13 protein-coding genes and 2 pseudogenes are annotated in these 23,037 nt (G+C 65.5%); 8 read left to right on the forward strand and 7 right to left on the reverse strand.

Annotation, left to right across the window (positions count from 1 at the left end):
- Window positions 1–58: 58 nt before the first annotated feature.
- The 4 genes and pseudogenes from ACQPYD_RS23500 to ACQPYD_RS23515 all read left to right on the forward strand — a co-directional run bounded on the left by ACQPYD_RS23500 (window position 59) and on the right by ACQPYD_RS23515 (window position 2,095).
- A complete protein-coding gene (locus tag ACQPYD_RS23500; protein ID WP_433697730.1) occupies window positions 59–1,042 on the forward strand; it encodes a DNA cytosine methyltransferase in 984 nt (327 codons plus the stop codon).
- Window positions 1,043–1,158: 116 nt separating this feature from the next.
- Window positions 1,159–1,278 (forward strand): annotated as a pseudogene (locus ACQPYD_RS23505) (DNA cytosine methyltransferase); the annotation flags it as partial.
- A 116-nt stretch (window positions 1,279–1,394) separates the two neighbouring features.
- Window positions 1,395–1,442 (forward strand): annotated as a pseudogene (locus ACQPYD_RS23510) (hypothetical protein); the annotation flags it as partial.
- A gap of 386 nt (window positions 1,443–1,828) precedes the next feature.
- Complete coding sequence (locus ACQPYD_RS23515) at window positions 1,829–2,095, forward strand: DNA cytosine methyltransferase (protein ID WP_433697731.1); 267 nt, start codon at window positions 1,829–1,831, stop codon at window positions 2,093–2,095.
- Here ACQPYD_RS23515 and ACQPYD_RS23520 read toward each other — a convergent pair.
- From ACQPYD_RS23520 to ACQPYD_RS23530, 3 genes are read right to left on the reverse strand one after another with little or no spacing between them, the layout of a single operon-like run.
- The gene (locus ACQPYD_RS23520; RefSeq protein WP_433697732.1) at window positions 2,079–2,909 is read right to left on the reverse strand and encodes a DUF6339 family protein; all 831 of its coding nucleotides are present in this window, start codon (window positions 2,907–2,909) and stop codon (window positions 2,079–2,081) included. The two genes, ACQPYD_RS23515 and ACQPYD_RS23520, sit on opposite strands and share 17 nt — an antisense overlap.
- Before the next feature lie 20 nt (window positions 2,910–2,929).
- Window positions 2,930–3,895 carry a hypothetical protein gene (locus ACQPYD_RS23525; RefSeq protein WP_433697733.1) on the reverse strand — a complete coding sequence of 322 codons (966 nt, stop codon included), beginning with the start codon at window positions 3,893–3,895 and terminating at the stop codon, window positions 2,930–2,932.
- The gene (locus tag ACQPYD_RS23530) at window positions 3,892–5,952 is read right to left on the reverse strand and encodes a helix-turn-helix domain-containing protein (protein WP_433697734.1); all 2,061 of its coding nucleotides are present in this window, start codon (window positions 5,950–5,952) and stop codon (window positions 3,892–3,894) included. The genes ACQPYD_RS23525 and ACQPYD_RS23530 overlap by 4 nt, the downstream gene beginning before the upstream one ends.
- A gap of 478 nt (window positions 5,953–6,430) precedes the next feature.
- Here ACQPYD_RS23530 and ACQPYD_RS23535 point away from each other — a divergent pair, with 478 nt between their 5' ends.
- The 4 genes from ACQPYD_RS23535 to drmB all read left to right on the forward strand — a co-directional run bounded on the left by ACQPYD_RS23535 (window position 6,431) and on the right by drmB (window position 18,120).
- Window positions 6,431–11,134, forward strand: coding sequence for a DEAD/DEAH box helicase (locus ACQPYD_RS23535; protein ID WP_433697735.1), 4,704 nt, complete (start codon window positions 6,431–6,433; stop codon window positions 11,132–11,134).
- Window positions 11,131–13,047: a UvrD-helicase domain-containing protein gene (locus ACQPYD_RS23540; protein ID WP_433697736.1), complete on the forward strand. Its 1,917-nt coding sequence runs from the start codon at window positions 11,131–11,133 to the stop codon at window positions 13,045–13,047. Before ACQPYD_RS23535 ends, ACQPYD_RS23540 begins: the two co-directional genes overlap by 4 nt.
- The gene (locus ACQPYD_RS23545; RefSeq protein WP_433697737.1) at window positions 13,034–16,249 is read left to right on the forward strand and encodes a helicase-related protein; all 3,216 of its coding nucleotides are present in this window, start codon (window positions 13,034–13,036) and stop codon (window positions 16,247–16,249) included. Before ACQPYD_RS23540 ends, ACQPYD_RS23545 begins: the two co-directional genes overlap by 14 nt.
- Before the next feature lie 98 nt (window positions 16,250–16,347).
- Window positions 16,348–18,120 carry a DrmB family protein gene (gene drmB / locus ACQPYD_RS23550; RefSeq protein WP_433697738.1) on the forward strand — a complete coding sequence of 591 codons (1,773 nt, stop codon included), beginning with the start codon at window positions 16,348–16,350 and terminating at the stop codon, window positions 18,118–18,120.
- 36 nt (window positions 18,121–18,156) lie between these two features.
- Here drmB and ACQPYD_RS23555 read toward each other — a convergent pair whose 3' ends face one another.
- The 4 genes from ACQPYD_RS23555 to ACQPYD_RS23570 form a co-directional block, all read right to left on the reverse strand.
- Window positions 18,157–20,250, reverse strand: coding sequence for a DNA translocase FtsK (locus tag ACQPYD_RS23555; RefSeq protein ID WP_433697739.1), 2,094 nt, complete (start codon window positions 20,248–20,250; stop codon window positions 18,157–18,159).
- Between the two features lie 119 nt (window positions 20,251–20,369).
- Window positions 20,370–20,873, reverse strand: coding sequence for a very short patch repair endonuclease (locus ACQPYD_RS23560; RefSeq protein ID WP_433697740.1), 504 nt, complete (start codon window positions 20,871–20,873; stop codon window positions 20,370–20,372).
- A 420-nt stretch (window positions 20,874–21,293) separates the two neighbouring features.
- Complete coding sequence (locus ACQPYD_RS23565) at window positions 21,294–22,460, reverse strand: NAD(P)-binding domain-containing protein (RefSeq protein ID WP_433697741.1); 1,167 nt, start codon at window positions 22,458–22,460, stop codon at window positions 21,294–21,296.
- A gap of 188 nt (window positions 22,461–22,648) precedes the next feature.
- A complete protein-coding gene (locus tag ACQPYD_RS23570) occupies window positions 22,649–23,002 on the reverse strand; it encodes a cupin domain-containing protein (RefSeq protein WP_433697742.1) in 354 nt (117 codons plus the stop codon).
- Window positions 23,003–23,037: the final 35 nt, after the last annotated feature.

Raw genomic sequence — 23,037 nt, forward strand, 5'->3', positions numbered from 1 at the left:
CATGTACCGATCGGTGGACGATGTTGCGCGCCACCCTCGGACACACAACAGGGGAACCATGGAAAAAAGGTTCAGAAGTCTGGACATCTGCGCCGGAGCCGGTGGCCAGGCTCTCGGCCTGGAACAAGCAGGCTTCGATCCGACACTCCTTCTCGACACCGACCCTCACGCGTGCGCCTCCCTGTTTCTGAACCGACCACAATGGGATGTCGTCGAGACGGACCTACGAGATTTCGTGGGACACGAATATCCCCAGGTCCTGAACGTCGACCTGCTGGCAGGTGGTCTTCCACGTATTCCCTACTCGGTGGCAGGGCAACAGCGTCAGGCCACGAGTGAGCGTGACGACCTGCTCAAGGCAACCGTCTGGCTGGCAACGGAGGTCCAACCCCGGGCCGTCATGCTGGAGAACGTCCCTCATCTGGTGAAGTCGCCCAAGTTCGCCGAGCTCCGTGACTCCGTCGAGGAGGAGCTGAAGCACTGCGGCTACGTGTGCGTGTGGCACGTTCTCGACGCACAGGACTTCGGGGTTCCCCAACGTCGCGAACACGGAGTTCTCGTGGCCATGAGACCTGAGGACATGGACCACTTCTCCTGGCCTTCGTCCACGGGCAAGGCGGCCACCGTGGGGGAGGTCCTGGGCCCGTTGATGGCGAGCCGTGGGTGGCAGGAGGCCCATGAATGGAGCCTTCTGGCGAACGAGGTGGCACCGACGATCGTGGGCGGGTCCAAGGAGAGGGGCGGTGCCGATCTGGGTCCCACTCGCACGAAGAGGATCTGGGCCCGCTTGGGCGTCAACGGCGCGAGCATCGGTGACGACGTTCCGGGGCCGGACTTCGTGATGAGACAGGGTGAGGGAACACACGGTCATCGAGGACTGCCCAAACTGACGGTGGAGCAGGTGGCTCTCCTCCAGGGCTTTCCGTCCGACTGGCAGTTCGCCGGACGTAAGACCGCCCGGTACCGTCAGGTCGGGCAGGCGTTCCCACCTCCTCTCGGAGCGGCGCTGGGAAACTCGATCCGAGCAGCACTCGACCACTGACACCCCGGTGGGGAGAGGGGGTCGAGATCCCTCACACCCTTCCGAACACGCCTGCTCGTCCGAAGATCGCTAAGGTGTCCGTATGACCCCTGCCCGAGAAGATAACGATCGTCGACGTGATCCTGGGCGGGCCTCCGTGCCAAGGTTTCTCCGCCCTGGGGAAACAGGACCCCGATGATCCACGAAATCAGCTCTGGCGTGAATACATCAGGGTGGTCGGCAAACTTCAGCCCAAGGTCTTCGTGATCGAGAACGTCGACCGTTTTCTCAAGTCCCCCGAGTACGCCGAGCTGGAATTCGCGGTCGCAGAAAAGGGGCGCTCGAAAACTACGTTCTCGAACGCAAACACCTTGTGGCAGCGGACTACGGCGTTCCCCAGGCTCGCAAACGAACCATTGTCCTGGCGACACGCCGAGATGTCATGGACCTGCATCCACAGAAGTCCCCCCTGAAACACCCTGTACCCACCCACGCAAAAAACCTCGAACCGGTCCTGTGGGAAAGCATCAAGCCATGGGAAACGGTGCAGAACATCTTCGGAACTCCACAGGCACCGAAGAGTTTGGTGAAACCCGAGGACACAGAACTTCCCCCCGGGTGCATCAACCTCCTCAAAAAAGACATGCCAGGCCCATTCCGTACCAACCAGTTGCACATAGGGCGAAACCCGATCGATCTTTCCATCGAAAGGTACAAGGCGATACCCCGGGGGGGAATCGCCACGACCTTCCGCCGCACCTGTCGACCGAGAGCTGGCTCAACCACCGCAGCGGCACGGGAGACGTCATGGGTCGGCTGCACCTCGACCGCCCCTCGGTCACCATTCGCACCGAGTTCTACAAACCGGAGAAGGGACGCTACCTCCATCCGTGGGCACACCGACCGATCACCCACTACGAGGCAGCTCTCTTCCAGGGATTCCCCGAGGACTTCTTGTGGTGCGGTAGCAAGACACAGATCGCTCGCCAGATCGGCAATGCGGTCCCTGTCGGGCTTGCTCGTGCCATCGCCCAACAGGTGCACGCCTATCTGATGCTCACCCGCTCTTCGTGACAGCGGGAACCTCGGTATAGATCGTCCGGAAGACACCTTCGAGCCGATTCACGGAGTCGAGCGGGGCCCTCCCGTCATCCGGTCCGTCGGGCAGGGAGTCGAAGGGGATGAGTGAGTCCTCTCTTCCACCGACCCAGAACCGATAGGCGTCCGTGTCCGGCTCCGCGTCCGGCGCGAGCGTCTCGAGCGAGAGCGTGCTCGCCACAGCGTTGACCGCCTTGGCCAGGGCATTGGCCTCACGGCCGGCACCCGCCGTTCCGTCCTTCACCAGCCGCAGGAGAGCCTGGGCCGTGGGTCGGTGCAACACGATGGACATACGCAGGGCCGTGTTGAGAACATCCTGGTTTCCGCAGGCAACCACGACGGGCTCGTAGTCGTAGCCGTCCCGGAAGAGTTCCGCAGCCCACCACAGTCGTGCGAAGGCCTGGGTGTGGAACGGTCCGATGAAACGGCTCCTGCTCACCATGGGCACAGGTTTTTTCTGTGTGGCCTTCCCGATGTGACGCCAGAAGACGTGGTCGGGTGCGATCCGCAACGCGAGATGGTTCCACAGACCGCTGTCGGCCGCCTCGGCCCGGGTGAACCGCAGCACGGAGTGCAGCCGGGGCGCCAACCAGGCATCGGCCTCCGTCGGAGCGTCATCGAAGCGCTTGCGAGCTTCATCGATCAATTCACGTATCGGGTCGATGGATCGTGGTTCCATGCTCGGGTGAGCACGTACCGACCTGTCCAAACCCTTGGCCGGGATCGGTGCGCGCCCCTGGAGCACGGCTTCTGTCAGATGCCTCGTCGCGGCTTCGTTGGGCAACGACATCAGATTCTCGGGAGGCGAAATCACTGTTCCTCTTCCTGGGCCTTCCTGCGAAACGCGCGAAGGAAACTACCCAGATGACGTGTGCGCCGGGCCTGCACAGCGGCGGCGTGCGCCACGCGCGCGTGAATGTCCCCCCCACCCCCGTCCTCTCGGGCAACGATCTCCGCCAGCGCATCGGTGAGCGAGTAATCGGGAAGGACATCGGGGAGCATCTTCCTCAGCGTGCTCTCCTGCCACCCTCCCGGCCATTCGGGTCGTCCCTGATCATCCTTGGGAAGCCCTCTGACCACGGAGGTGAACAGCACGGTCCACACCTCTTGGGCGATCTGCGAGGCCAGAGCGTTCTGCGCCGGTCGGTCCACAGCCCTGTTGCTCCTCAAGATCGCTTCGATTCCCTCGAAGCGCTTGTTGAGGTACAAGGTCGGTTCCTCCCCGACAGCTTCCACGAACCACGGATCACTGCGGAAGAGATCGAGGTGACCAGCTTCTTCCCCGCCGAAGTCCACCCACTCCGTACGGATACCATCCTTCTTTGTGGGTGTGGTCGCCAGGAGATCGACGGTCCATGATGCCTCGCTCCTGCCGATGAGACGACTGTCGATCTCATCGACCGTTGCGCTCACCTGGGCGGTCAATTCGGCCTTGTTCACGTGACGTTCTCTGTGCAGGGTCACCTCACCCAGCCAGACACCGGGCTCGTCCTGCTCGAGCGGGACATGTGCGCGAACGTTGGTGCGGCGTTCGGACACAACCGCTGCACAAGCAACGTTCGTCCAAGGTCCGTCCGTGAGCTCGCGCTTCGGCAGACGCACCCTCACCGTGAGGGTGGCTGTCCCCCAGCGCTCCCGTTCCACTTCGTGAAGTGCGACGGTCCGCTGTGCCCCGGAGATCATGGAGAACTCGATCGGCACGTCGTCGAGTCGGGCGCGGAGAACCTCCAGGCCGACCTCTCCCGCCAGAACCGCATAAGGAAACAGTCGTTTCACGGTGCGCTCTCTCCCCTCACCAGATCCACTTCGGCGATGGCCAGGTTGGCCGCCACAGGGTGGCTGGCCACGTCCGACACCCCCCGGAAGGCAGCGGTGCGCGCGCCCGGTGTGAACCGCAACCTGCCTTCGACGACCTCGCAGCCGAACTCCGGCTCGAGTTCGGCCCAGCCGGCGGGGAGCCCACCGCCCGAGAGGGTTCCGAAACGCAGGGCGGGCCGCATGATCCAGGGATCCACACCTTCAGGAAGCCGCACAACGGCCCGGATCTGCCAGGCACCGTCAGGCCTCACCTCACCGGTGAGACTCTTGACCGTGGGGTGCTTCGGCGCCGGGTTGGGCTGGGGCGGGTCCAGGTCCAGCAGTCCCCGCAGCGCTTCCGGGACCTCGTCGGGAGGTCCTTCCGTAGGACGCGCGGCCGCACGCGTCATGGTGATCATCGCCTGGCGGAACTCACGAAGACGTGTGGCCGCGCCACGAGCATAGGTGGCCGTCAGGTCGTCCGTCTGTTTCCAGTCGTTGTGGTCGGGAGGTTCGGCCGTACGGAGGAAAGCCTCCGCTGCGGCGTTCTCCTCCGATTCGCCCACCGCGAGACCGGCAAGAAGAACGGCCTGGAACGGTGGGGTCCCCACGACTTCACCCACGGCCCTGTCCATGACGATCATGCGGGTGCCTCGCATGCACACCAGGCGGTTGGGGCGCTCTTCCTCTCCGTTCTCCATGGGGGTGACCAGCAGTACTGCCTCGTGCTCGAACGCCTTGCTGCGGCCCTTGACGGGTGGCACCGTGAGCGGGACGGTCTTCTGGAGTACGGCTTCCGCATCGGTGATCCTCTCCACCGTCTCGCCGTTCAGGAAGGCTCGGACCGCTCGCGACCTGGAAGGCTGGTGACGATGCGGGTCGACCCTCTCCTCGGGTCGCACAGTTGTCGTGTTGCGAAGGGATTCCACGGTCGCCTCCAGCATGGGTGCCGAATCACGTCCGGCGATCATGGAGGCCCAGAAGTTGTCGGCGACACCGCGCACCAGGTTCTCGTGCATCGTCTCGAGGTCTCCGCCCTCCGTGGCCGCGTCGTAGGCGCCCACCACCAGGAAGGAGGTGCCTGGTTCGTCGCTACCTCGGGAGAGGTACAGCTCCTCGACCGTGCGTTCGTCCGCCCACCAGGAACGCGACGTTCCGTCACGTTCTCGGTCCGGCACACCGAGCCATGCGGGCCCCGCGTACTGCTGATCTCCGAGTTCGTGCCAGGGCAGATCCAGACGCCCGATCAGACGACGCTCCCGTTGCCCCTCGTACGTTTCGGAGAGGGTGCTGTGCATCATCACCAACCCGAACCGACTGGACGCCCACAAGGTGGCCTTGCCCAGCCCGAAGGAGCCACCGGCCGTCGTGCTCTTGTGACTGTCGAGCTGCCGGCGAACCACCGCCGCGAAGCGCCCGTCGCCGTACTCCGGTCCGGTCAGCCCGGAGGCGTTGTAGTCGTCGATCCTCAGGAGAACCAGGCTGTCCTTCTCTGCAAGGTCCTGAAGGCCGTTGCGCAGGATCCTTCCCGTCTTGCGAAGGGGATCGGCGGCGGCGTGAAGGTGTTCCCTCAGATCGTCCCAGCGGAGAGCCTTCAGGAAGCGGTGCAGCCTCTCCCCCGTGAGCTCGTGCAGAACGTAGCGGACCCGGACCGGACGCTCGGGGTCGAACCTCTCGTCCAGACTGTTCTGGGTGGCCTCACGAGCGAGGACGGCAAGGTCCGAGTCGAAGGCGTAGGCTGCCGCGTTACCCAGCTCCCTGCCTCCGTCCCTGTGGGCGGGACGGTGGTACCACCCGAGGGAGTCGGCCGAGTCGGAGAGCTCCGCACGCGTCACGGAAGCTCCCGACGACAACCCCAGAAACCGCTCGATCAGCTCGATCTTCTCCAGGCGTGGTTCGGCCCGCCCCGTGATCCATGCCGAAACCGCGGCGCGGGTGACATCCAGCTCCTTGGCCAGTTCCGCCTGGCTGACACCTCTCCGACGCAGCTGGCGCCCCAGCCACACACCGAAGGGTTCGCCTTCGTGCACCGTCATCTGCGCTCCGTCCTCGAGGTCTCCGAAAGCCTCACCCCAAGCATCCTTTGACGTGACACCAACTGTCAAACCAAGCTTGACACACCTCGGGAGAGACTCTTCTATGGAGAGACGACCCCAAGAGTCCCAAAAAGGACATATTGCACTACTGCACCACCCGACAACGAGCGGCGCCGCCCCACCCCACCTTGGAACTTGCCACACCCTCGAGCCCGTGCCATACTCCCGATTACTTCAGCTTCGGCGAAGTCGAAAAAACATGCTTCAATCCAGGGGTGAACTGTACCCTTTTCCCGTGGACGCCGAAATCGGAAAACCACCCGACTCTCCCCCAGAAGTGAAACACCAGCGACCCGATCGCCCCTCCACGGAGTGAGCACTCTTCTTTCTTCGCCCCTCCCCCTGCCATCTTCATGCGCACATCGGTCGACCCCCGCCTCGCCCTGAAGTCGTGCATTCGAAAAAGAAAAGCACACACATGAGAACTCCAGAGATCAACTCCGTTCTGCAAATGGTCATGGAACAGTCTCGGCGAGTTCTGGAGACCTACCGCATCGACCGGGGTCTCATCCAGGAGCACGCCAACAGCGAACGCCGCATCACCCAGGGCGGTTATGGTGATCGACAGATCTACGAATTGGTGCAGAACGGAGCCGACGAACTCCTTGCCCAGCCCGGCGGCAGGGTCTCCGTCATCCTGACCGAGGAGCACCTCTACTGTGCAAATCAGGGCAGCCCCATGGCTCCGGAAGGCGCCGACACCATTCTCCGCATGGGGGTGTCCCGCAAGCGGGGTGGGCAAATCGGTCGCTTCGGCGTCGGCGTCAAGTCCGTTCTGAGTGTCACCGACACTCCTCAGTTCTTCAGCCGGGAGCCCGGCAGGAGCTTCGGTTTCTCCCGAGAGTGGGCCGAACAGGAGATCCGGTCGGTGTGGGCCGACATCGAGGAGATTCCCGTTCTCCGTATGGCCCGCCCCCTCGAACCGGGGCAAGAGATGCAGGACGATCCGGTTCTGGCCGAGCTCCTGGACTGGGCCACCACCGTGGTCCGTCTTCCCTTGAAACCCGGAAAGGCCACACGCCTGGGCAAGGACCTCGACGCGTTTCCCGTGGAGTTCCCCCTGTTCTCTCCACACGTGGGATCCGTCGTGCTCGAAGATCGGCGTGGTACCGCTCCACGTATCCGCCACATCTCCCAGCAGATCGACGGCGACACCCGAGTTCTGCAGATCCGTAGCGGAGTGGGGGGATCCACAACGGAAACGGTCGACAGGTGGCGGGTCTTCACCAGGAGACACCGCCCCTCCCCCCATGCGATCGGTGAAGCCGGGGAACTGCACGACCGACCGGAGATCGATGTCTCCTGGGCCGTCCCGGAAAGGAAGGGGCGAGGACAGCTCGGGCAGTTCTGGGCCTTCTTCCCCACGAACTTCACCACCACGCTGCGTGGCATCCTCAACGCCCCTTGGAAGACAAGCGAGGACCGTCAGAATCTGTACGACGGAAACGAGTTCAACCGTGAGTTGATTCGCGTCTCCGCCAGGCTGGTAGTGGAGTCGTTGGAAAAGCTGTCGCACTCCGACGACCCGTGCACATACCTGGACTTCGTGCCGGCACGTGGTCGTGAAGAGCCCCAGTTCGCCGCCACGGACCTCGTCGATGCGATCTGGAAACATGCCGCGGTGAGCCCCACCCTGCCGGACCAGGACGGTCGCTTCGGCCTTCCGGAGGCCGTGCGGCTCCATCCCGCGCGCCTGCAGAAGAAGTGGCTCGACCTGTGGGCACAGTACCCCGGCCGTCCGACGGACTGGTGCCACCATTCGGTGGAGAACACCACTCATCGCAGGCAGAGTGCCGAGAGAATTCTGGCCTCCGCCAAGCTCGAGACCGCCTCGATCGTGGATTGGCTCGAAGCGCTCGTCGCAGACCACGCCCCCGAGTCGTCACGGACAGCCATCCGTATCGTGGCGGACATTCGACGTCACCACTCCCCCTTCGCGGAGGAGGGGCACACCTCTCTCGCGGAGGAGGCGCTCAAGGCCAGGATCGTCCTGACCGAGGATCACCAATTGGTCGCCCCCTCCCCCAATGTCTTCCGTCGCAGCAGCGACTCGGACAACCTGACCGATCGGATGACCTACGTCGACGAACGAGTCATCACGGACGGTGAAGTACAACGCGCCCTCGACGAGCTCGGGATCCACGAAGCGGACGCAGCCGGCAGATTCGCCTCCGTCCTGACGAAGGGCTTTTCGGGCTACGACGACGCCAGGTGGACCGCCCTGTGGGAGCTGTCCCGAAAAGCCGGACCGGCCGACACACTCACGGCGATCCGTTCCGCGGAGATCGACACCTACCGACAGTTCAGGGTTCGTACGGTGGCCGGCCACTTTCGGCCGATCCGGAACTGTCTTCTCCCCGGCCCCGTGGTTCCTCGTGACGGTTCCCGGGATGCCCACGTGGCGGTCGACCTGAACTTCCACGAACCCGATCGTGTGATCCTCGGTGACCTGGGACTGCTCGACGGCCCTGTCGAGAAGGTGAGGCCCCAGAGTGGTGAGGAGTGGTACGACGCCTACGTGAAGACCATCTGGGAGCGCTACTGCCGCAGTCTTCCCGCGTCGGAGCGAAGGCCCAAGTTGGATTCCATGCACTTCGAGGGCGCACCTCCTGCGGGCCCCCTGCACTTCCTGACCGAGCTCTCCGAGGAGGGAAGTGCCTCCTTCCTGCAGGCCCTCCCCCGTCTGGGGCTGGTCACCAGCTGGACGCTTCGGGTCGGCCGGAGCAGTTCCACAGTGAAAGCGGTCGTCTCCCCACTGAGGTGGATGGCACACAGACACGGCCACCTCCGAACCTCCCGTGGACTACGTTCCCTACCGGACTCCGTGGGCCCGCAGCTCCGGGTGCACCATGACGTGCTTCCGGTCTCCGAGGTCTCCTCGGTCGTGGCGGAGGCGCTGAAGCTGCCCGACACCCTGGAAGCCATCGGTACCCGCTTCTGGAGGAAACTCGTCGAGGAAGCGGCACTGAGCGAGGACGACGTCTTTCCCGGAAAGGTGTACGCCCTGCTGGTCGAAGCAGGAGCCGACTGGCCCGAGGGGCTGCCCACACGTTGCCGGGTGGGCGCCGGGTGGAGCAGCGAGTACGAGGACGCGGACATCGCCGTCACGTCCGACCGTGCCGAGTACGAGTCCCTGATCCGTGAGTCGCTCCCGGCCCTACTGGTACCGGATGCGGAGACCGCCGAGGTGATGCGCCGGGACTGGGGAATGGTCTCCCCCGACGACGTCATCCAGAAAGAGATACGTCATGTCGCCCAGTCCGAAGCGAACCTGATCCTCGAGGAGTTTCCTCACCTGAGGCTGTCCCATCGTGCCCAGGTGGACGGTTGGTCGATCGTGCGATGCGGTGAACTGCAACAGATCGTGCGCACACCCAAGGGAATGAACACCACCGAACTCGACTCGGCGGTGCTCGATCGTTCCGTCCTGGTCCTGGACCCCGATGACGATCTGGCCGTGCTCAACGCGATCGATGTCGAACTCGGCCTCGGCCTCGGGCCGAATCGATGCCGTCAGCTCCTCGAGCAGCGGGAGAAACAGAAGAAGAACGAACGACTGGAACGCGCCCGCAAGGCTCCGGACGTCGCCGACAAACTGCTGGAACTGGCTGATGTGGAGGCCATCAAGGCAGGACTGCCCCAAGGTCTGCTCGAATCGGAGAACATCGAACAGAACGGGGAAGCCGCCCACCGGGAGATCGCCCAGCTGGCGGTGGACTCCTACGGAACCTCGGTGATGCGGCACTACCGCAAGGACATCGAGGCCAACGTTCCCGACGTCGCCTGTGGTTTCAATGGGGACAACAGGTCCCTACAGGTGGTCAACCAGCTCGGACTACCCCAGAACTACGCCGGCACGAAGGAACCACGTCTGCCCGCCACAGAGACCGTCGATGGTCCGCGCGAGTTCCCTCGCCTGCACGACTACCAGGAAAAACTGGCAGCCAAGATGTTCGACCGGCTCACCAGGTACAAGGCGGGCAAGGCGATGCTGTGCCTGCCCACAGGGGCCGGCAAGACCCGTGTCGCAGCCGAAGCCGTCATCCGGGTCATCAAGGCACAAGGGCTGGGTGGCCGCCCCGTGCTGTGGATCGCGCAGACCAGCGAGCTGTGCGAGCAGGCCGTGCAGAGCTGGCAGTTCGTGTGGTCGAAGGTGGGCCCGGACAGTCCTCTGACGATCAGTCGCCTGCGTGAATCGAACGAGGCCGCCCCCGTGTCCGAGAACTCCCACCTCGTGGTCGCCACGGACGCAAAGTTGGAGAAGTGCCTGCACACGGCGGAATACGCCTGGCTGCGTGATGCCGCCCTGGTGCTGATCGACGAGGCACACACCTCCATCACCCCTCGCTACACCGAACTGCTGAAGCTGTTGGGCATCACCCATCGCTCCTCGGAACGACCGTTGATCGGCCTGACCGCGACACCGTTCCGCGGATTCAACGAGGAGGAGACGCAGCGGCTCGTTCAACGTTACGGCGGAATACGCCTGGACGAGGGGATCTTCGACGGTGACCCCTACACCGAACTGCAGAACCTGGGTGTGTTGGCGCATGTGGAGCACCGTGAGCTCACCGGTGTCACGATCGAGCTGAGCGAGACGGAACTGGAGGATCTGGAGAAGAGTTCCTTCCTGCGCCGGCTTCCGATCTCCGCGGAGAAACGGATCGCCGACGACCACAGCCGAAACACCATGCTGATCGAGGAGATCCGCAATCTCCCGGACGACGAACCCGTGCTTTTGTTCGCAACGTCGGTCAACCACGCAAAACTCATGGCCGCAAAGCTCAACAAACACGGTATCCGGGCGGAGGCGGTCGACTCGACCACCCCCTTGCCCGAACGGCGCCGCATCATCGAGGACTACCGCAACCGCAAGATCCGGGTCCTGACCAACTACGGCGTTCTGGCCCAGGGGTTCGACGCACCCGCCACGAAGACCGTGATCGTGGCTCGCCCCACCTACAGCCCGAACGTCTATCAACAGATGATCGGCCGTGGTCTTCGCGGAAAGCTCAACGGCGGCAAGGAGATCTGCCGCATCCTGGACGTCCACGACAACGTGACCAACTACGACAAGAAGCTGGCCTTCACCGAGTTCGAACACCTGTGGGGACGGAAGTGAACACATCCGATCCTCTGGACGGGCTGACGGACGAACAGCGTGCGGTGGTGGAACAGCCGGCCGATGCCCAGGTACTCGTCACCGCGGGACCGGGCGCGGGCAAGACCCACACCCTGATCCGGCGGCTCGACTTCCTCGTCTCCGAGGAGGAAGTGGGCCCCGGGGAGATTCTGGTGCTCACCTTCTCCCGGGCCGCGGTCCGTGAACTGCGGGCCCGCACGATCACGCACGGAGGTTCCGCCCGCCACGTCCGCGCGCAGACATTCGACTCCTGGGCACTCGATTTGCTCATGAAGGTCGACGCCGGCGGCGGTTGGGAGGAACGCTCCTTCGACGCACGTATCGAGGGAGCACGCCGGGCGATCGAGGACGGTCTCGCCGAGGAGGAGCTCGGAGGGGACCTGGTCCACGTAGTGATCGACGAGGTTCAGGATCTGGTGGGGCCACGTCGAGAGATGGTCGAGGTCCTGCTGGACGAGTTCGACCCCGGTTTCACCGTGGTCGGTGATCCCGCCCAGTCGATCTACGGATTCACGATCCCCGACGTCGAACAACGTGCTCAGGAGACAGGGCGCTTCTTCACCTGGGTACGCCGCACTTTCGGCGAGGACCTGATCGAGCTGCGCCTCACCTCCAATTTCCGGACGTGCACGTCAGAATCGGGACTGGCCCTGCCACACGGTCCGGAACTGCGACGCGACGCCGAATCCGGTCGTGTCGTCGGACCGGGGATCCACGAGGAGCTCCGTGGTTCCCTCCGCACCACCTTGAGCCTGGACATGGACGAGTTCGGCTTTCTCAGCCTGGGATCCCATGAAGGCACCACCGCGATTCTGTGCCGTACCAACGGCCAGGCACTCCTGTTGTCCGGCTCCCTCTGGCAAGGAGGGGTGCACCATCAACTACAACGCTCGGCCCGTGACCGTAGCGCCCCGGCGTGGTTGGCCTTCCTCTTCAGGACGGTCGACGGTTCGATCCTCACCAGGAGCCGGTTCGAGGAAGTCGTGAGCGCGTACGGTCTCCCCGTCGACGAGGTCGAACCGCTGTGGCTCGGTCTACGACGTTCTGCCAGGGACGGAGCTCGCAACGTCGACATGGGACGTCTGAGAACGGCCGTGGCACTCGGAAGGTTGGCCGATGAGTTGACGGCGCAGCCTCCCGCCTCCCTCGTGGTTTCCTCCTTCCACCGTGCCAAGGGGCTGGAGTTCGACCGGGTGGTCGTGGTCGATCCGGGAAGTCTGCCGGTCGGGGAGCAGAAGTCCGAAAAGGCGGGCAGGAAGAAACGTGAACGCCACGTCGACGTGGCGGAGGAGGCACGGCTCCTCTATGTCGCGATGACGCGGCCCCGCCAAGAGCTGTTGCACATGGATCCCCCCGAGCAGTACTTCGTCCGCTCGGCACCAGGGCTCGACCGGTGGGGACGGTACTCGTTCCGCCGATGGGCGCGGTTGGGCCTGGAACTGCACGCCGGGGACGTCTGCACCGAATTCCCCGCCGGGACCCACGGATTCGTCGAGGATCCTCAGAAGGTGCAGGAGTATCTGGCCACTGGTGTCCGTCAGGGGGACGAGGTGAGGTTGGAACGGCTGCTGCCCGACTCCGACGAACCCGGCCGGAGCCCTCACTACGTGGTGGTGCACCGGGAACGCCCCATCGGCATGCTGTCCGACCGCCTCCGGAGCGATCTGTACCACTTCATGAAGCTCGGCCCCAGCTACGAGCCACGCAACTGGCCACGTCTGCTGTCCGGCGTGCGCATCGATTCCGTCGAGGCTTCCGCGGGCAGCGAGGCGGCCGGTCTCCGAGCCGGCCTGGGCACCCGCGGGGTGTGGCTCGCCCCTCGTCTCACGGGACTGAGCACTTTCGAGTACGACCCCAAGCCCGAGGAGGAGAACCACGATGACGGCACATGACGAGCACTACATGTTCCGGTCCGAGCTGGTCGAACAACTGCAGAGGGACCTGTTGGGACCGGTCGGCGGAGACCAGGAGGTGCTCTCCGACGCCCCGCTCACCACCTACCTGACCGGCGTGCTCTTCCCCAGGCGTGCGAAGCGGGAAGAGGTCCCGGAGAACATCTCCGAGCAGGACGTCGACCTGGCGGGGGCTCGCGTGGGTGTCGACGAGGTACTCGATGTCGGCGTGGCGGCCGCGAACATGCAGAACCCCTCGTCGATGGGTCTCACCTTCGCCGTCGACCCGGAACGGGCCTCCTCCGTCGTCGTCAAGGTTACGGCTGCCGTGTACGAAGCGCGTGACCCGGATGGGCACCCCGTGGCGGCCGAGCGTGCCGAACGTCGCTCGACAGCCGAGCAGAAGCTGCGCTGGCACCGCATCCCCGTGCCCGAGAAGGGCGTGATCGTCGACGTGACCCGTCCGGAACTGTGGACGGAGGAGATCGTCCCGGGGCTGAGCCTTCGTGTACAGGTGCGCCCCGCCCGTTCCACGCAAGGGGCGCCCAGATCGGTTGCCGTCACCGCTGCTCTGCTCAACACGCACACGATCGGTGCCTACGACCTCCAGGACGTCCACTGCTTCTTCCAACCGGCCCTCTCCGTGCATGGTGGGGACGTCTCCGCACCCGCTCTGGTCGAACGCCCGGTGCCTGTGGGTACGGACGAGGAGGAGATCCACGTCAACAAGCTGCTCCACCGGCACACTCCCCATTTCGCCGTCGGACACGGTTGTGCCACCGTCTGGGACTGGACCCCACCACCACCGCGTGACGAGCGCCTGCTGCGCGGCGTCCCCATGGCGGTGGAGAGCGTGCGCACCGCCTTCGTCCCCTCCTACGAGGTGCTGTTGACCGACTCCAACCCGGAGATCGATGCCTCGGAACTGGACATGGACCGTCTGAGCTCCGCCGACACCGACGTCGTGGGAGCTCTGCGTCGCCTGGTGAAGGGGTACCGGGGTTGGATCGCCGAACGTGCGGAGGAGGCCCGCCTACTCCAAGCCACCGAGTACGGTCGGGCAGCCCAGGCACAGGTGGATCTCTGTTCGGAGGCCTGCGACCGGATGTCCGCCGGTATCGAACTGCTGCGCAGGGACCCGGAGGTCGAAGCGGCATTCCGTCGTGCCAATCGGGCCATGGCCCTACAGCGAGGCAGAACCAACTGGATCAGGTCCGGCGGGCACGGGGCACCCGTCCTCGACGGCCGTTGGCGTCCCTTCCAGATCGCCTTCCTGCTCCTGTGCCTGAACGGCATCGTCGATCCCGATCACGACGACCGCAAGGTCGCCGATCTGCTGTGGTTTCCCACCGGCGGTGGCAAGACCGAGGCCTACCTGGGTCTCATCGCCTTCACGGTGTTCCTGCGCCGGAGCCGACTGGGGAAGACGGGTGGTGGTGTCACCGCCCTCATGCGTTACACACTGCGTCTACTCACCCTCCAGCAGTTCGAACGTGCCGCCACCCTGATCTGCTCGATGGAGACCATGCGTCGCCTGTCCCCTCGGGAACTGGGTGGAGAAACGATCTCCCTCGGTATGTGGGTGGGCAAGGCCGCCACCCCCAACACCATCAAGGACGCGGCGGCGAGCCTGAAGCAGCTGCGGGAAGGGAAGACGCTCCAGGAGGAGGATCCCGTCCAGTTGCGCGCCTGTCCCTGGTGCGGCACACCTATGGACGCCCACCACTACGAGGCGGACGCGAGCACCGCACACATGCGGATCTTCTGCCCTTCCCAGGAGTGCGACTTCCATGACGCGCTCCCCGTCCACGTGGTCGACGAGGTGATCTACGCGCGCCGACCGACCCTGGTCATCGCAACGGTCGACAAGTTCGCCCAGATCGCCTGGCGCCCCCGGGTGGCCGCCCTGTTCAACCGGGACGTCGACGACGGGACACCGCCACCGGAGTTGATCGTCCAGGACGAACTGCACCTGATTTCGGGCCCCCTCGGAAGCCTGACCGGTCTGTACGAGACCGCGGTCGACGTCGCTGCGGACCAGGCCAAGGTCATCGCCTCCACGGCGACGATCCGTCGTGCCCGGGACCAGGCCCGAGGACTGTTCAACCGTGACGTACGCCAGTTCCCGCCGGCCGGACTCGACTCCCGTGACTCGTGGTTCGCCGTGGAGACCTCCGCCAAGGACAAGGCGTCCCGTCTGTACGTCGGGCTGCTCACCCCGTCCACCAGTCAGGCGACACTGCTGGTCCGGTCCTACGCGGCATTGCTGCACCACGCCTTCACCATCAGGAGCACCGACAAGGTCCGGGACGCCTACTGGACCCTGGTCGGGTACTTCAACAGTTTGCGGCTGCTGGCGGCGGCGGAACTGCAGGTACACGACGATGTACAGGACCGGCTCAAGCTCCTGGCCGAACGCCATGATCAGGAAACACGCCCTGCGGAATTCCTGTCGGAGCTCACCAGCCGGGTCACGTCCAGCGAGATCCCTCAGAGGCTCCAGGATCTGAACCGTGCCTTTCCCGAGGAGGGCGCCTTCGACACCGTCCTCGCCACCAACATGATCTCCGTGGGCGTGGACATCGACCGTCTGGGGCTCATGGCGATCATGGGGCAGCCCCAGACGACGGCCGAGTACATCCAGTCGAGCAGCCGTGTCGGACGACGCCATCCCGGTCTCGTGGTGACGCTGTTCAACGGTGCACGTTCGCGGGACCGGTCTCACTACGAGAGCTTCACCTCGTACCACTCGGCTCTCTACCGCCAGGTCGAGTCGACCAGCGTGACACCGTTCTCCGCCAGGGCTCGTGACCGGGCTCTCCATGCCGTGCTCGTGGGTATGGCCCGTCTGTTGTACCCCGAGGCCAGGGCCAACGACGCTGCGGCCCGTGTGGGGGACTTCGAGGAGCGCCTGGAGCAGATCAGGGAACTCGTGCTGCTGCGTGTCAAGGATGTCGATCCCGAGGAAGTCGCCGCGACGGCGGAGGACATCGACCACTTCTTCGAGGAGTGGCGTCTTCTCGCGAAAGGGAACGGCGACCTCGTCTACGAGGCTCCGTACACGTTCGAGCGCAGCAAGGAGCGCGCTCCCGACACCGCCCTGTTGTGCTCGTACTCCGACGAGGACCTGGACGACGCGTTCCCGACCTTGTGGAGCATGCGCGACGTCGACGTCGAATCCGATCTCTACCTGGAGCGTTGAACATGGCCATGAACGAACGGCGACAGCGCCGTCCCCGGAGGCGGGAGAACTCGACAGAGGCTTCGAGAACCCCTCTGGGCGGCGTACGTCGCACCCAGATGATCACCACCTACGGCGTGGGTGCGCTGGTCGCGATCGACGAGAAGTCCTACGTGGTGAGCGGGATCGACTCGTGGAAGGTGGACGACTCCACGGCGATCTTCGAGCCACGCCTCCAGCACTGGTTGGGGGTCCAGGGGTTTCGTCTTCCTCCGGCCTCGAATCCACCGGTCGGCGACGGGGTACGAGTTCGTCTCTTCCCCGAGATGTACTCCTGTCCCAAGTGCCACGAACTCAAGAAGTTCCGTGAGTTCGGCTCGCCCCGCGGGAAAAGCCTCTGCGGTGCGTGCGAGGAATCCCTGTCCCCCTCACGGTTCGTCGTCGCGTGCGAGAACGGACACCTGGACGACTTCCCCTACTTCGCCTGGGTCCACAAGAGAACCTCTCCGGTGAGTTCGGAGACGGGGACCCGACACGAGTTGACCCTGCACAGCACCGGGCGGACCGCTTCACTGCGTTCGGTCGTGGTGCGCTGCTCCTGTGGGAAGAAGGCTTCCCTGGAAGGTGCCTTCGGAGGCGGGGCCATGCAGGCCCTGGGTATCTCGTGCTCGGGAAGGCGACCTTGGTTGGGGGCCGAAGGTGTGGAGGTCGGTTGCACGTCCGCACCTCGCACCCTGCAGCGTGGTTCGTCCGCGGCCTGGTTCCCCGTCAACCGATCCGCCCTGTCCATCCCCCCGTGGTCGGCCACCCTGCAGAAACGGGTCCACGACCACTATGGCGTGTTGGAACCTCTGATCGCGGAAAAGGTCGACGACGCCCTTCTCGACAAGGTCATCGAGGGCACCGGACTCCTACAGGGATCGCTCTTCACCCGCCAGGAGATCGTGAACGCCGTCCGTCAACGGATGGAGCTGGCGGACACGGAACCCGAGTCCGAGGCGTACGGCGGTTTCGAACCGGCCGAACGACTCAGGAGGGAAGAGTACGAACAGCTGATGTTCGGCACCGCCGAGTCGGAGAGGGACCAGGACTTCGAGTGTGTGAAGCCCGAGGGTGACCGTGCTGCGCTTCCCTTCGGAATCGAACGCAGCATGCAGGTGAAGCGGCTCCGTGAGGTGCGCGCCCTGCAGGCGTTCACCCGTGTTCAGGCGCCCGACGTGATGAGCCCGGGCACGCAACCTGCCGCTCTGGCCTTGGAGGCACAGGACTGGCTTCCCGCTGTCGAGGTGAGTGGGGAAGGTGTTTTCCTGACCCTGGACAACGACCTGCTGCACAGCTGGGAGCGCCGCCCCGGCACGGTGCAACGGATGGATCGGATCCGTCGGGAACACACCCGTGTACTGCGTTCCCTGGCTCGAAAATCGTCTTCGGACAGGAAGGACGAGGCCGTCGATTCACCGATCACCCCCAGGTACGTGCTCCTGCACACCCTGGCCCACATCCTGATCAACGAATGGAGCCTGGGGGCCGGATATCCCGCTGCTTCCCTGCGGGAACGGCTGTACGTGTCCGACGACATGGCGGGCATGCTGATCTACACCGCTACCAGTGACTCCGCCGGGAGCCTCGGGGGCGTGGTTGCCCAGGGCGAGTACGCGCGACTGCGTGCCACGCTCGAATCGGCTCTGAACCGGGCTGCCTGGTGCTCCCAGGACCCTCCCTGCATGGAGTCGGAGGCGAGCGGGGTCAACGGGCTGAATCTGGCCGCCTGCTACGCCTGCGTACTTCTGCCCGAGACGAGCTGCGAGACCAACAACTCCTTCCTGGACCGCGGCATACTCTTGGGCACCCCGGAGGACTCGTCGGTCGGCTTCTTCAACCAGGACAACTGAGGGAAGCCGGGGGCACCGGGCGGTGCCCCCGGCATTTCACCGGTCCGGCCGGTGACCGGACCGCCTCCAGTGATCGACGACGGAGGTGAGGTCCCCCTGGGACACCAGGGATGTACGTAGCCGTGTCGGTCTCTTCGCTCCTCTCGGCAGAAACAGGGCGTCGCCGGATCCACGAAGTCGCGTGGTGCCCCCGTCGTCGACGGTCACCTCGCCCCCCTCTACGGAAATCGTCCTGAAAGTGAGACGGGAGGGGATGTCGGCATGGACACGTTCGGTGAGTGCACCGGTGTGCACCTCACGGGTGGCCAGGACCAGGTGGATACCCACCGCACGCGCCAATCGAGCAAGGCTTCCGAGCAAGTGTTCGGTCTCCTCGCGATGCCGGTCGGTGAGCACGGTCACCTCGTCGACGAAGACCACGATCGAAGGGTGTGGGGTTCTCGTCCCGAGGCTCCGTGCCGGAGGTGGTGTCCGTCCCTCACGTACCGCCACGTTGTAGCCGTGAACCGTGCGATGTCCGTGAGAGGCGAGGTCGTCGTAGCGACGTTCCATCTCCTCCTCCACCCATCGCAACGCCACCACCGCCCCCGTCGGGTCGTCGGTGACGGGGAACAACAGGTGGGGCACGTCGTCGAAGACGGAGAGCCGGCCGCCGGGTGAGTCGACCAGCACCAGGCGAACCTCTTCGGGGGTGGTACGCACGAGCAGGGAGGTCACCGCAGCACGGATCGCCATGGACTTCCCCGTTCCACGGGCACCGGTGATCAGCAGATGGGGGGTCTCCTCCAGGTTCACCAGCACGGGTCCCGCAGCGCCTCGTCCCAGGCCGTACAACAGGGACGAGTTCTCCTGCGGCACGGGTGCCGAGCGAAGCAGGTCTCCCAGACCGATGACCTCCGGGTCCGCGTTGATGATTTCCAACCCCACCGCGGTTCCCCCGGGAAGAGCCGATGTCGATCGCACGAAGGCGAGGAACTCCACGTCGACACCACCCAGTTCCACGGAGATCTGTTCGACCAGCCGTCCGACACGAGACGCACTTTCCGGGGAGGGCAGACGGATCTCATATCTGCTGACCACGGGACCTCGAACACACCCTGCCACGCGAGCGTCCACATTGCTCCTGGCCAACACACTCTGGACCGTAGACATGACATGACTGTTGTGAGGCGTGTGTTTCTTGGCCGGCGAACCGGAAGCGAGGAGACGGGGCGAAGGCGGGATGAAGGGCTCGGACGCCGGCGGGACAGCAGGCTTCGGGCCGGTGGGCATCACCGTCCGGGAGTCGTGATGAACGGCATCACTTCCCCGGTCGTGTCCCCGAACGATCCTCTTCAGCCGATCGCGGACCTCCTCAGCGTTCGCAGGTCGCTCCTCGGGGCGCTTGCCGAGCAGGTCCGTGACGAGGGCCTCCAGCCCCGCCGGCACACTCCGACGGCACTCCGCGAAAGACGCGGGAAGCGCACGACGGTGTAGATCCATCAGTTTATGAGGCGTTCCCCGGAAAGGTGGGAAACCGGTGACGAGTTCGTAGAGGACGCACCCCAGCGAGTACAGGTCGGATCGGATGCCCACCACGCCGTCGAACTGCTCCGGCGCCATGTAGACCGCCGTGCCGATCCCGGCGGTACCCTGCTCCCCACGGTTGTCCTCGAGGACCCGAGCCACTCCGAAGTCGCAGATCTTCACCTGTCCCCGAGGGGTGAGCATGATGTTGGAAGGTTTGACATCGCGATGCGCCACATTGCGACCGTGCGCGGCGATCAGGGCCTCGGCCACCTGCACTCCGATGTCCAACACCTGTTCGACCGGCAGACCGTCAGAATGACGGTCGAGAAGACGTTTCAGGTCCTCGCCGTCAACCTTCTCCATGACGACGTAGAGAAACCCATGGCTCTCCCCTGTGTCATGGACAACCGTGATGCCCGGATCCTGAAAGGCCGCAGCGATCTCGGCCTCGCGCCGAAAACGGTCCATCCGCGAAGGATCGGCGTGGCGTAGGGGCAGAAGCTTGACAGCGACCGCTCGACGGAGCTTGAGGTCGAGACCGCCCCAGACCTCGCCCATGCCTCCACTGCCCAGGTGCTTCTCGAGGCGATAGCGGCCGTCGAGCTCGATCCCGCCGTACAACAGCCAGCCTTTCGCAAGACACTACGCCGTTCCTCCCGTGGAAAGGTTCTGACGTAGAACGGTTCTCTTCAAAAATTCGCGTCTGCGACCGCCTGGGAAGAGGAGGGACGACAGCCCACTCACCGGGGGCCACGAACCGGCGATTCCGGTTTGCGGCCTCTCCCGACCCTTCCGCGTGCAAGGCGGCGTTCTCTCAGCACACGTTCGATCTCGGAAGCAGCTGCTTCCATGTCTTCGTGCTCCCAGAAACGGAGCACCGCCCAGCCGGCCTCTCGCAACCTGGTATCGGTTTCGCGGTCACGAGCCACGTTCCCGCTCAGTTTGTGCTCCCACCATGCTCCGTTGTTGACCGGAGCCGTTCCGTGGACAGGGCAGCGATGCCAGAAACACCCGTCGACGAACACGACGACCTTGGCCCCGACGAAGGTTACGTCCGCTCTTCTGCGTGGCATGCCTTCCAGCGGTCGATTCACCCGATAGCGCGAACCCCTGCGATACAGTGCACGCCGTAGTTCCATCTCGGGTGCTGTGTCCTTGCGTTTCTGTCGGGACATACGCGCCGAGGTGGCCGCATGCACGCCTGCGGGCCGGCACGATACCGCTTCGACCGACGTCTCGTCCATCAGTGCCTTCCCTCACCGGTTTTCCCACGGGTATCTCGACCTCGCGCGTCATCGAACCCACCCGACCCGGTGTGCAAGGTCCTGTGCCACAACCGCTGTTCGGCCGCTCCGGGTTCGGATGGGACCGGGACGTGTCGAGCGGCGCTCCCCGAGCTCTCGTACGAAGTCAGGGGCTTCCGAGTGTGAACATATCGGATACCTGATTGTGTTCGGGAAAGGAGCGTGCCCCACCGAGGTCCGACACCTTCCCAAGGAATTCCGGCAAGGAGTGGCAGGGCCGTCGCGCCCCGGATCACCGGTGAGATGCGAACGCCGGTCAGGCACTCAGGTCATCGGTGAGCGCCGGCGAGTCCGGTCCGGAGTACTGGACACCATGCTCCTCGCGCCGGAGCCGGCGGGCGTGCCGCGCGGGGAACCTGTCTAGCCCACGGGAGCCGGATCCGCCACGGGGGTACGGAGCTCGGCGACGACCTGCCGTGCGACGGCGCGGCCGGCGCGGTTGGCCCCGATCGTGCTCGCCTGGGGGCCGAAACCCGCCAGGAACAGGCGGGGGTTGCGCACCGAGCGGCCCTGGTCGACGCGGACGCCGCCGCCGGGCTCGCGCAGGCGCAGCGGCGCCAGGTGGGTGAGCTCGGCCCGGAACCCGGTGGCCCAGATGATGGCGTCCACGGGGGCGAACGTCCCGTCGGCCCAGCGGACCCCGTCCGGTTCGACCGAGGAGAACATCGGCCGGGCCACGAGGAGCCCCCGCTCGGCCGCGGCCAGGTTCTCCGGGGTGGCGGGGAGGCCGGTGCCGCTGACGATGCTCGGGAGCGGCCGCCCGGCCCTGGCCGCCTCGTCGGCCATCCGCACGGCCGTGACCCCCGCGTCCGGGTCGTCGGTGAACTCGACGGGCCGGCGGGTGGCCCATACCGTGGCCGCCGCCACGCCCTCCAGTTCGCGCAGGAACCCGACCGCGGAGGTGCCCCCGCCCACGACGAGGACGCGCTTCCCCCGGAAGTCCTCGGCGGAGCGGTAGCCGGGCGTGGAGACCTGCGTGCCCCGGAACTCCGCGGCGCCCGCGAAGTAGGGCCGGAACGGGCGTGCCCACGTCCCGCTGGCGTTCACGAGGACCCGGGTGCCGATGTCGCCCCGGCCGGTCGTGAGGAGGAACCCTCCGCGGCCGTCCTCGTGGACTCCGGTGACCTCGACGGGTCTGCGCACGTCCAGCGCGAACGCCTGCTCGTAGCGCTCGTAGTAGTCGGCCACGACCTCCCTGGCCGCCCTCGTCCGGTCCGCGGTGGCGAAGCTCAGACCGAGCTCCCCCATGCCGGGCAGGTCATCGACCTTGTGCGCCTTGTCCAGCCGCAGCGACTCCCACCGGAACTGCCAGGCCCCGCCCGCACCCGGCCCGCGGTCGAGGACCACCAGGTCCGAGCCCGGGGTGAGCCCGAGGCGCCGCAAATGCCAGGCCACCGACAGGCCGGCCTGTCCCGCGCCCACGACGACCACGTCGGCCGAGCCCGGCAGTGCCGGCCCGGATCCGCCTGTGCGGCCGTGCCCTGCTCCGGGGGCGCCCGACCCGCCACGACCCTTCCCGTCCGCCATGTCCGTCCCTTCCGTCGTCCGCTGTCAGGGGGCAACAACGGCGGCGGGGGGTTCATGCCGGATCCCCGGCGCCCGCTCCGGACGGACACCCGGCGGTACGTGGAACGGCGAGGCTCCGACCCGACGGAGCGGGAACGGGGCGGCGGCGCGGGTGGTCCCGCGCCGCCGCCCCCGTGCGGGAGGGGGCTTCAGTCCTTCCACTCCTGGATCATCGTGTCCGAGGCGTGCACGCACATGAGGCGCAGCCGTCCGGTGCCGGTGTTGGTGAACCCGTGCCACACGTGGGGCTGGACGACGGCGGTGTCGCCCGTCCTGGCGACGATCCGCTCCTCCCCCACCGTGATGGTCGCCTCCCCCTCCAGGACCGTCCACGTCTCGGTGTACGGGTGGCGGTGCAGGCCGGGGCCCTGGCCGGGGTCGTTGTCCACGAGGAAGAAGGAGATCCCGGAGCCGTGGAGGTAGCCCTCGAACCGCAGGGTCCGGGAGTAGCCGACCAGCAGCTCCACGGCGGGCACGACGGCCGGTACGGTCACATCGCTCATGGTCCTCACCCTTCGAACTCGAACTCGACGACCGG

The organism is Nocardiopsis sp. CA-288880, assembly GCF_050955985.1.
Classification (GTDB): domain Bacteria; phylum Actinomycetota; class Actinomycetes; order Streptosporangiales; family Streptosporangiaceae; genus Nocardiopsis; species Nocardiopsis tropica.

Excerpts from the sequence above, each read along its gene's own strand:
- ACQPYD_RS23530 (WP_433697734.1), bottom strand. The coding sequence starts at position 5,952 with ATGACGGTGCACGAAGGCGAACCCTTCGGTGTGTGGCTGGGGCGCCAG.
- ACQPYD_RS23520 (WP_433697732.1), bottom strand. The coding sequence starts at position 2,909 with ATGTCGTTGCCCAACGAAGCCGCGACGAGGCATCTGACAGAAGCCGTG.
- drmB (WP_433697738.1), top strand. The coding sequence starts at position 16,348 with ATGATCACCACCTACGGCGTGGGTGCGCTGGTCGCGATCGACGAGAAG.
- ACQPYD_RS23500 (WP_433697730.1), top strand. The coding sequence starts at position 59 with ATGGAAAAAAGGTTCAGAAGTCTGGACATCTGCGCCGGAGCCGGTGGC.
- ACQPYD_RS23535 (WP_433697735.1), top strand. The coding sequence starts at position 6,431 with ATGAGAACTCCAGAGATCAACTCCGTTCTGCAAATGGTCATGGAACAG.
- ACQPYD_RS23570 (WP_433697742.1), bottom strand. The coding sequence starts at position 23,002 with ATGAGCGATGTGACCGTACCGGCCGTCGTGCCCGCCGTGGAGCTGCTG.
- ACQPYD_RS23545 (WP_433697737.1), top strand. The coding sequence starts at position 13,034 with ATGACGGCACATGACGAGCACTACATGTTCCGGTCCGAGCTGGTCGAA.
- ACQPYD_RS23515 (WP_433697731.1), top strand. The coding sequence starts at position 1,829 with ATGGGTCGGCTGCACCTCGACCGCCCCTCGGTCACCATTCGCACCGAG.
- ACQPYD_RS23565 (WP_433697741.1), bottom strand. The coding sequence starts at position 22,460 with ATGGCGGACGGGAAGGGTCGTGGCGGGTCGGGCGCCCCCGGAGCAGGG.
- ACQPYD_RS23560 (WP_433697740.1), bottom strand. The coding sequence starts at position 20,873 with ATGGACGAGACGTCGGTCGAAGCGGTATCGTGCCGGCCCGCAGGCGTG.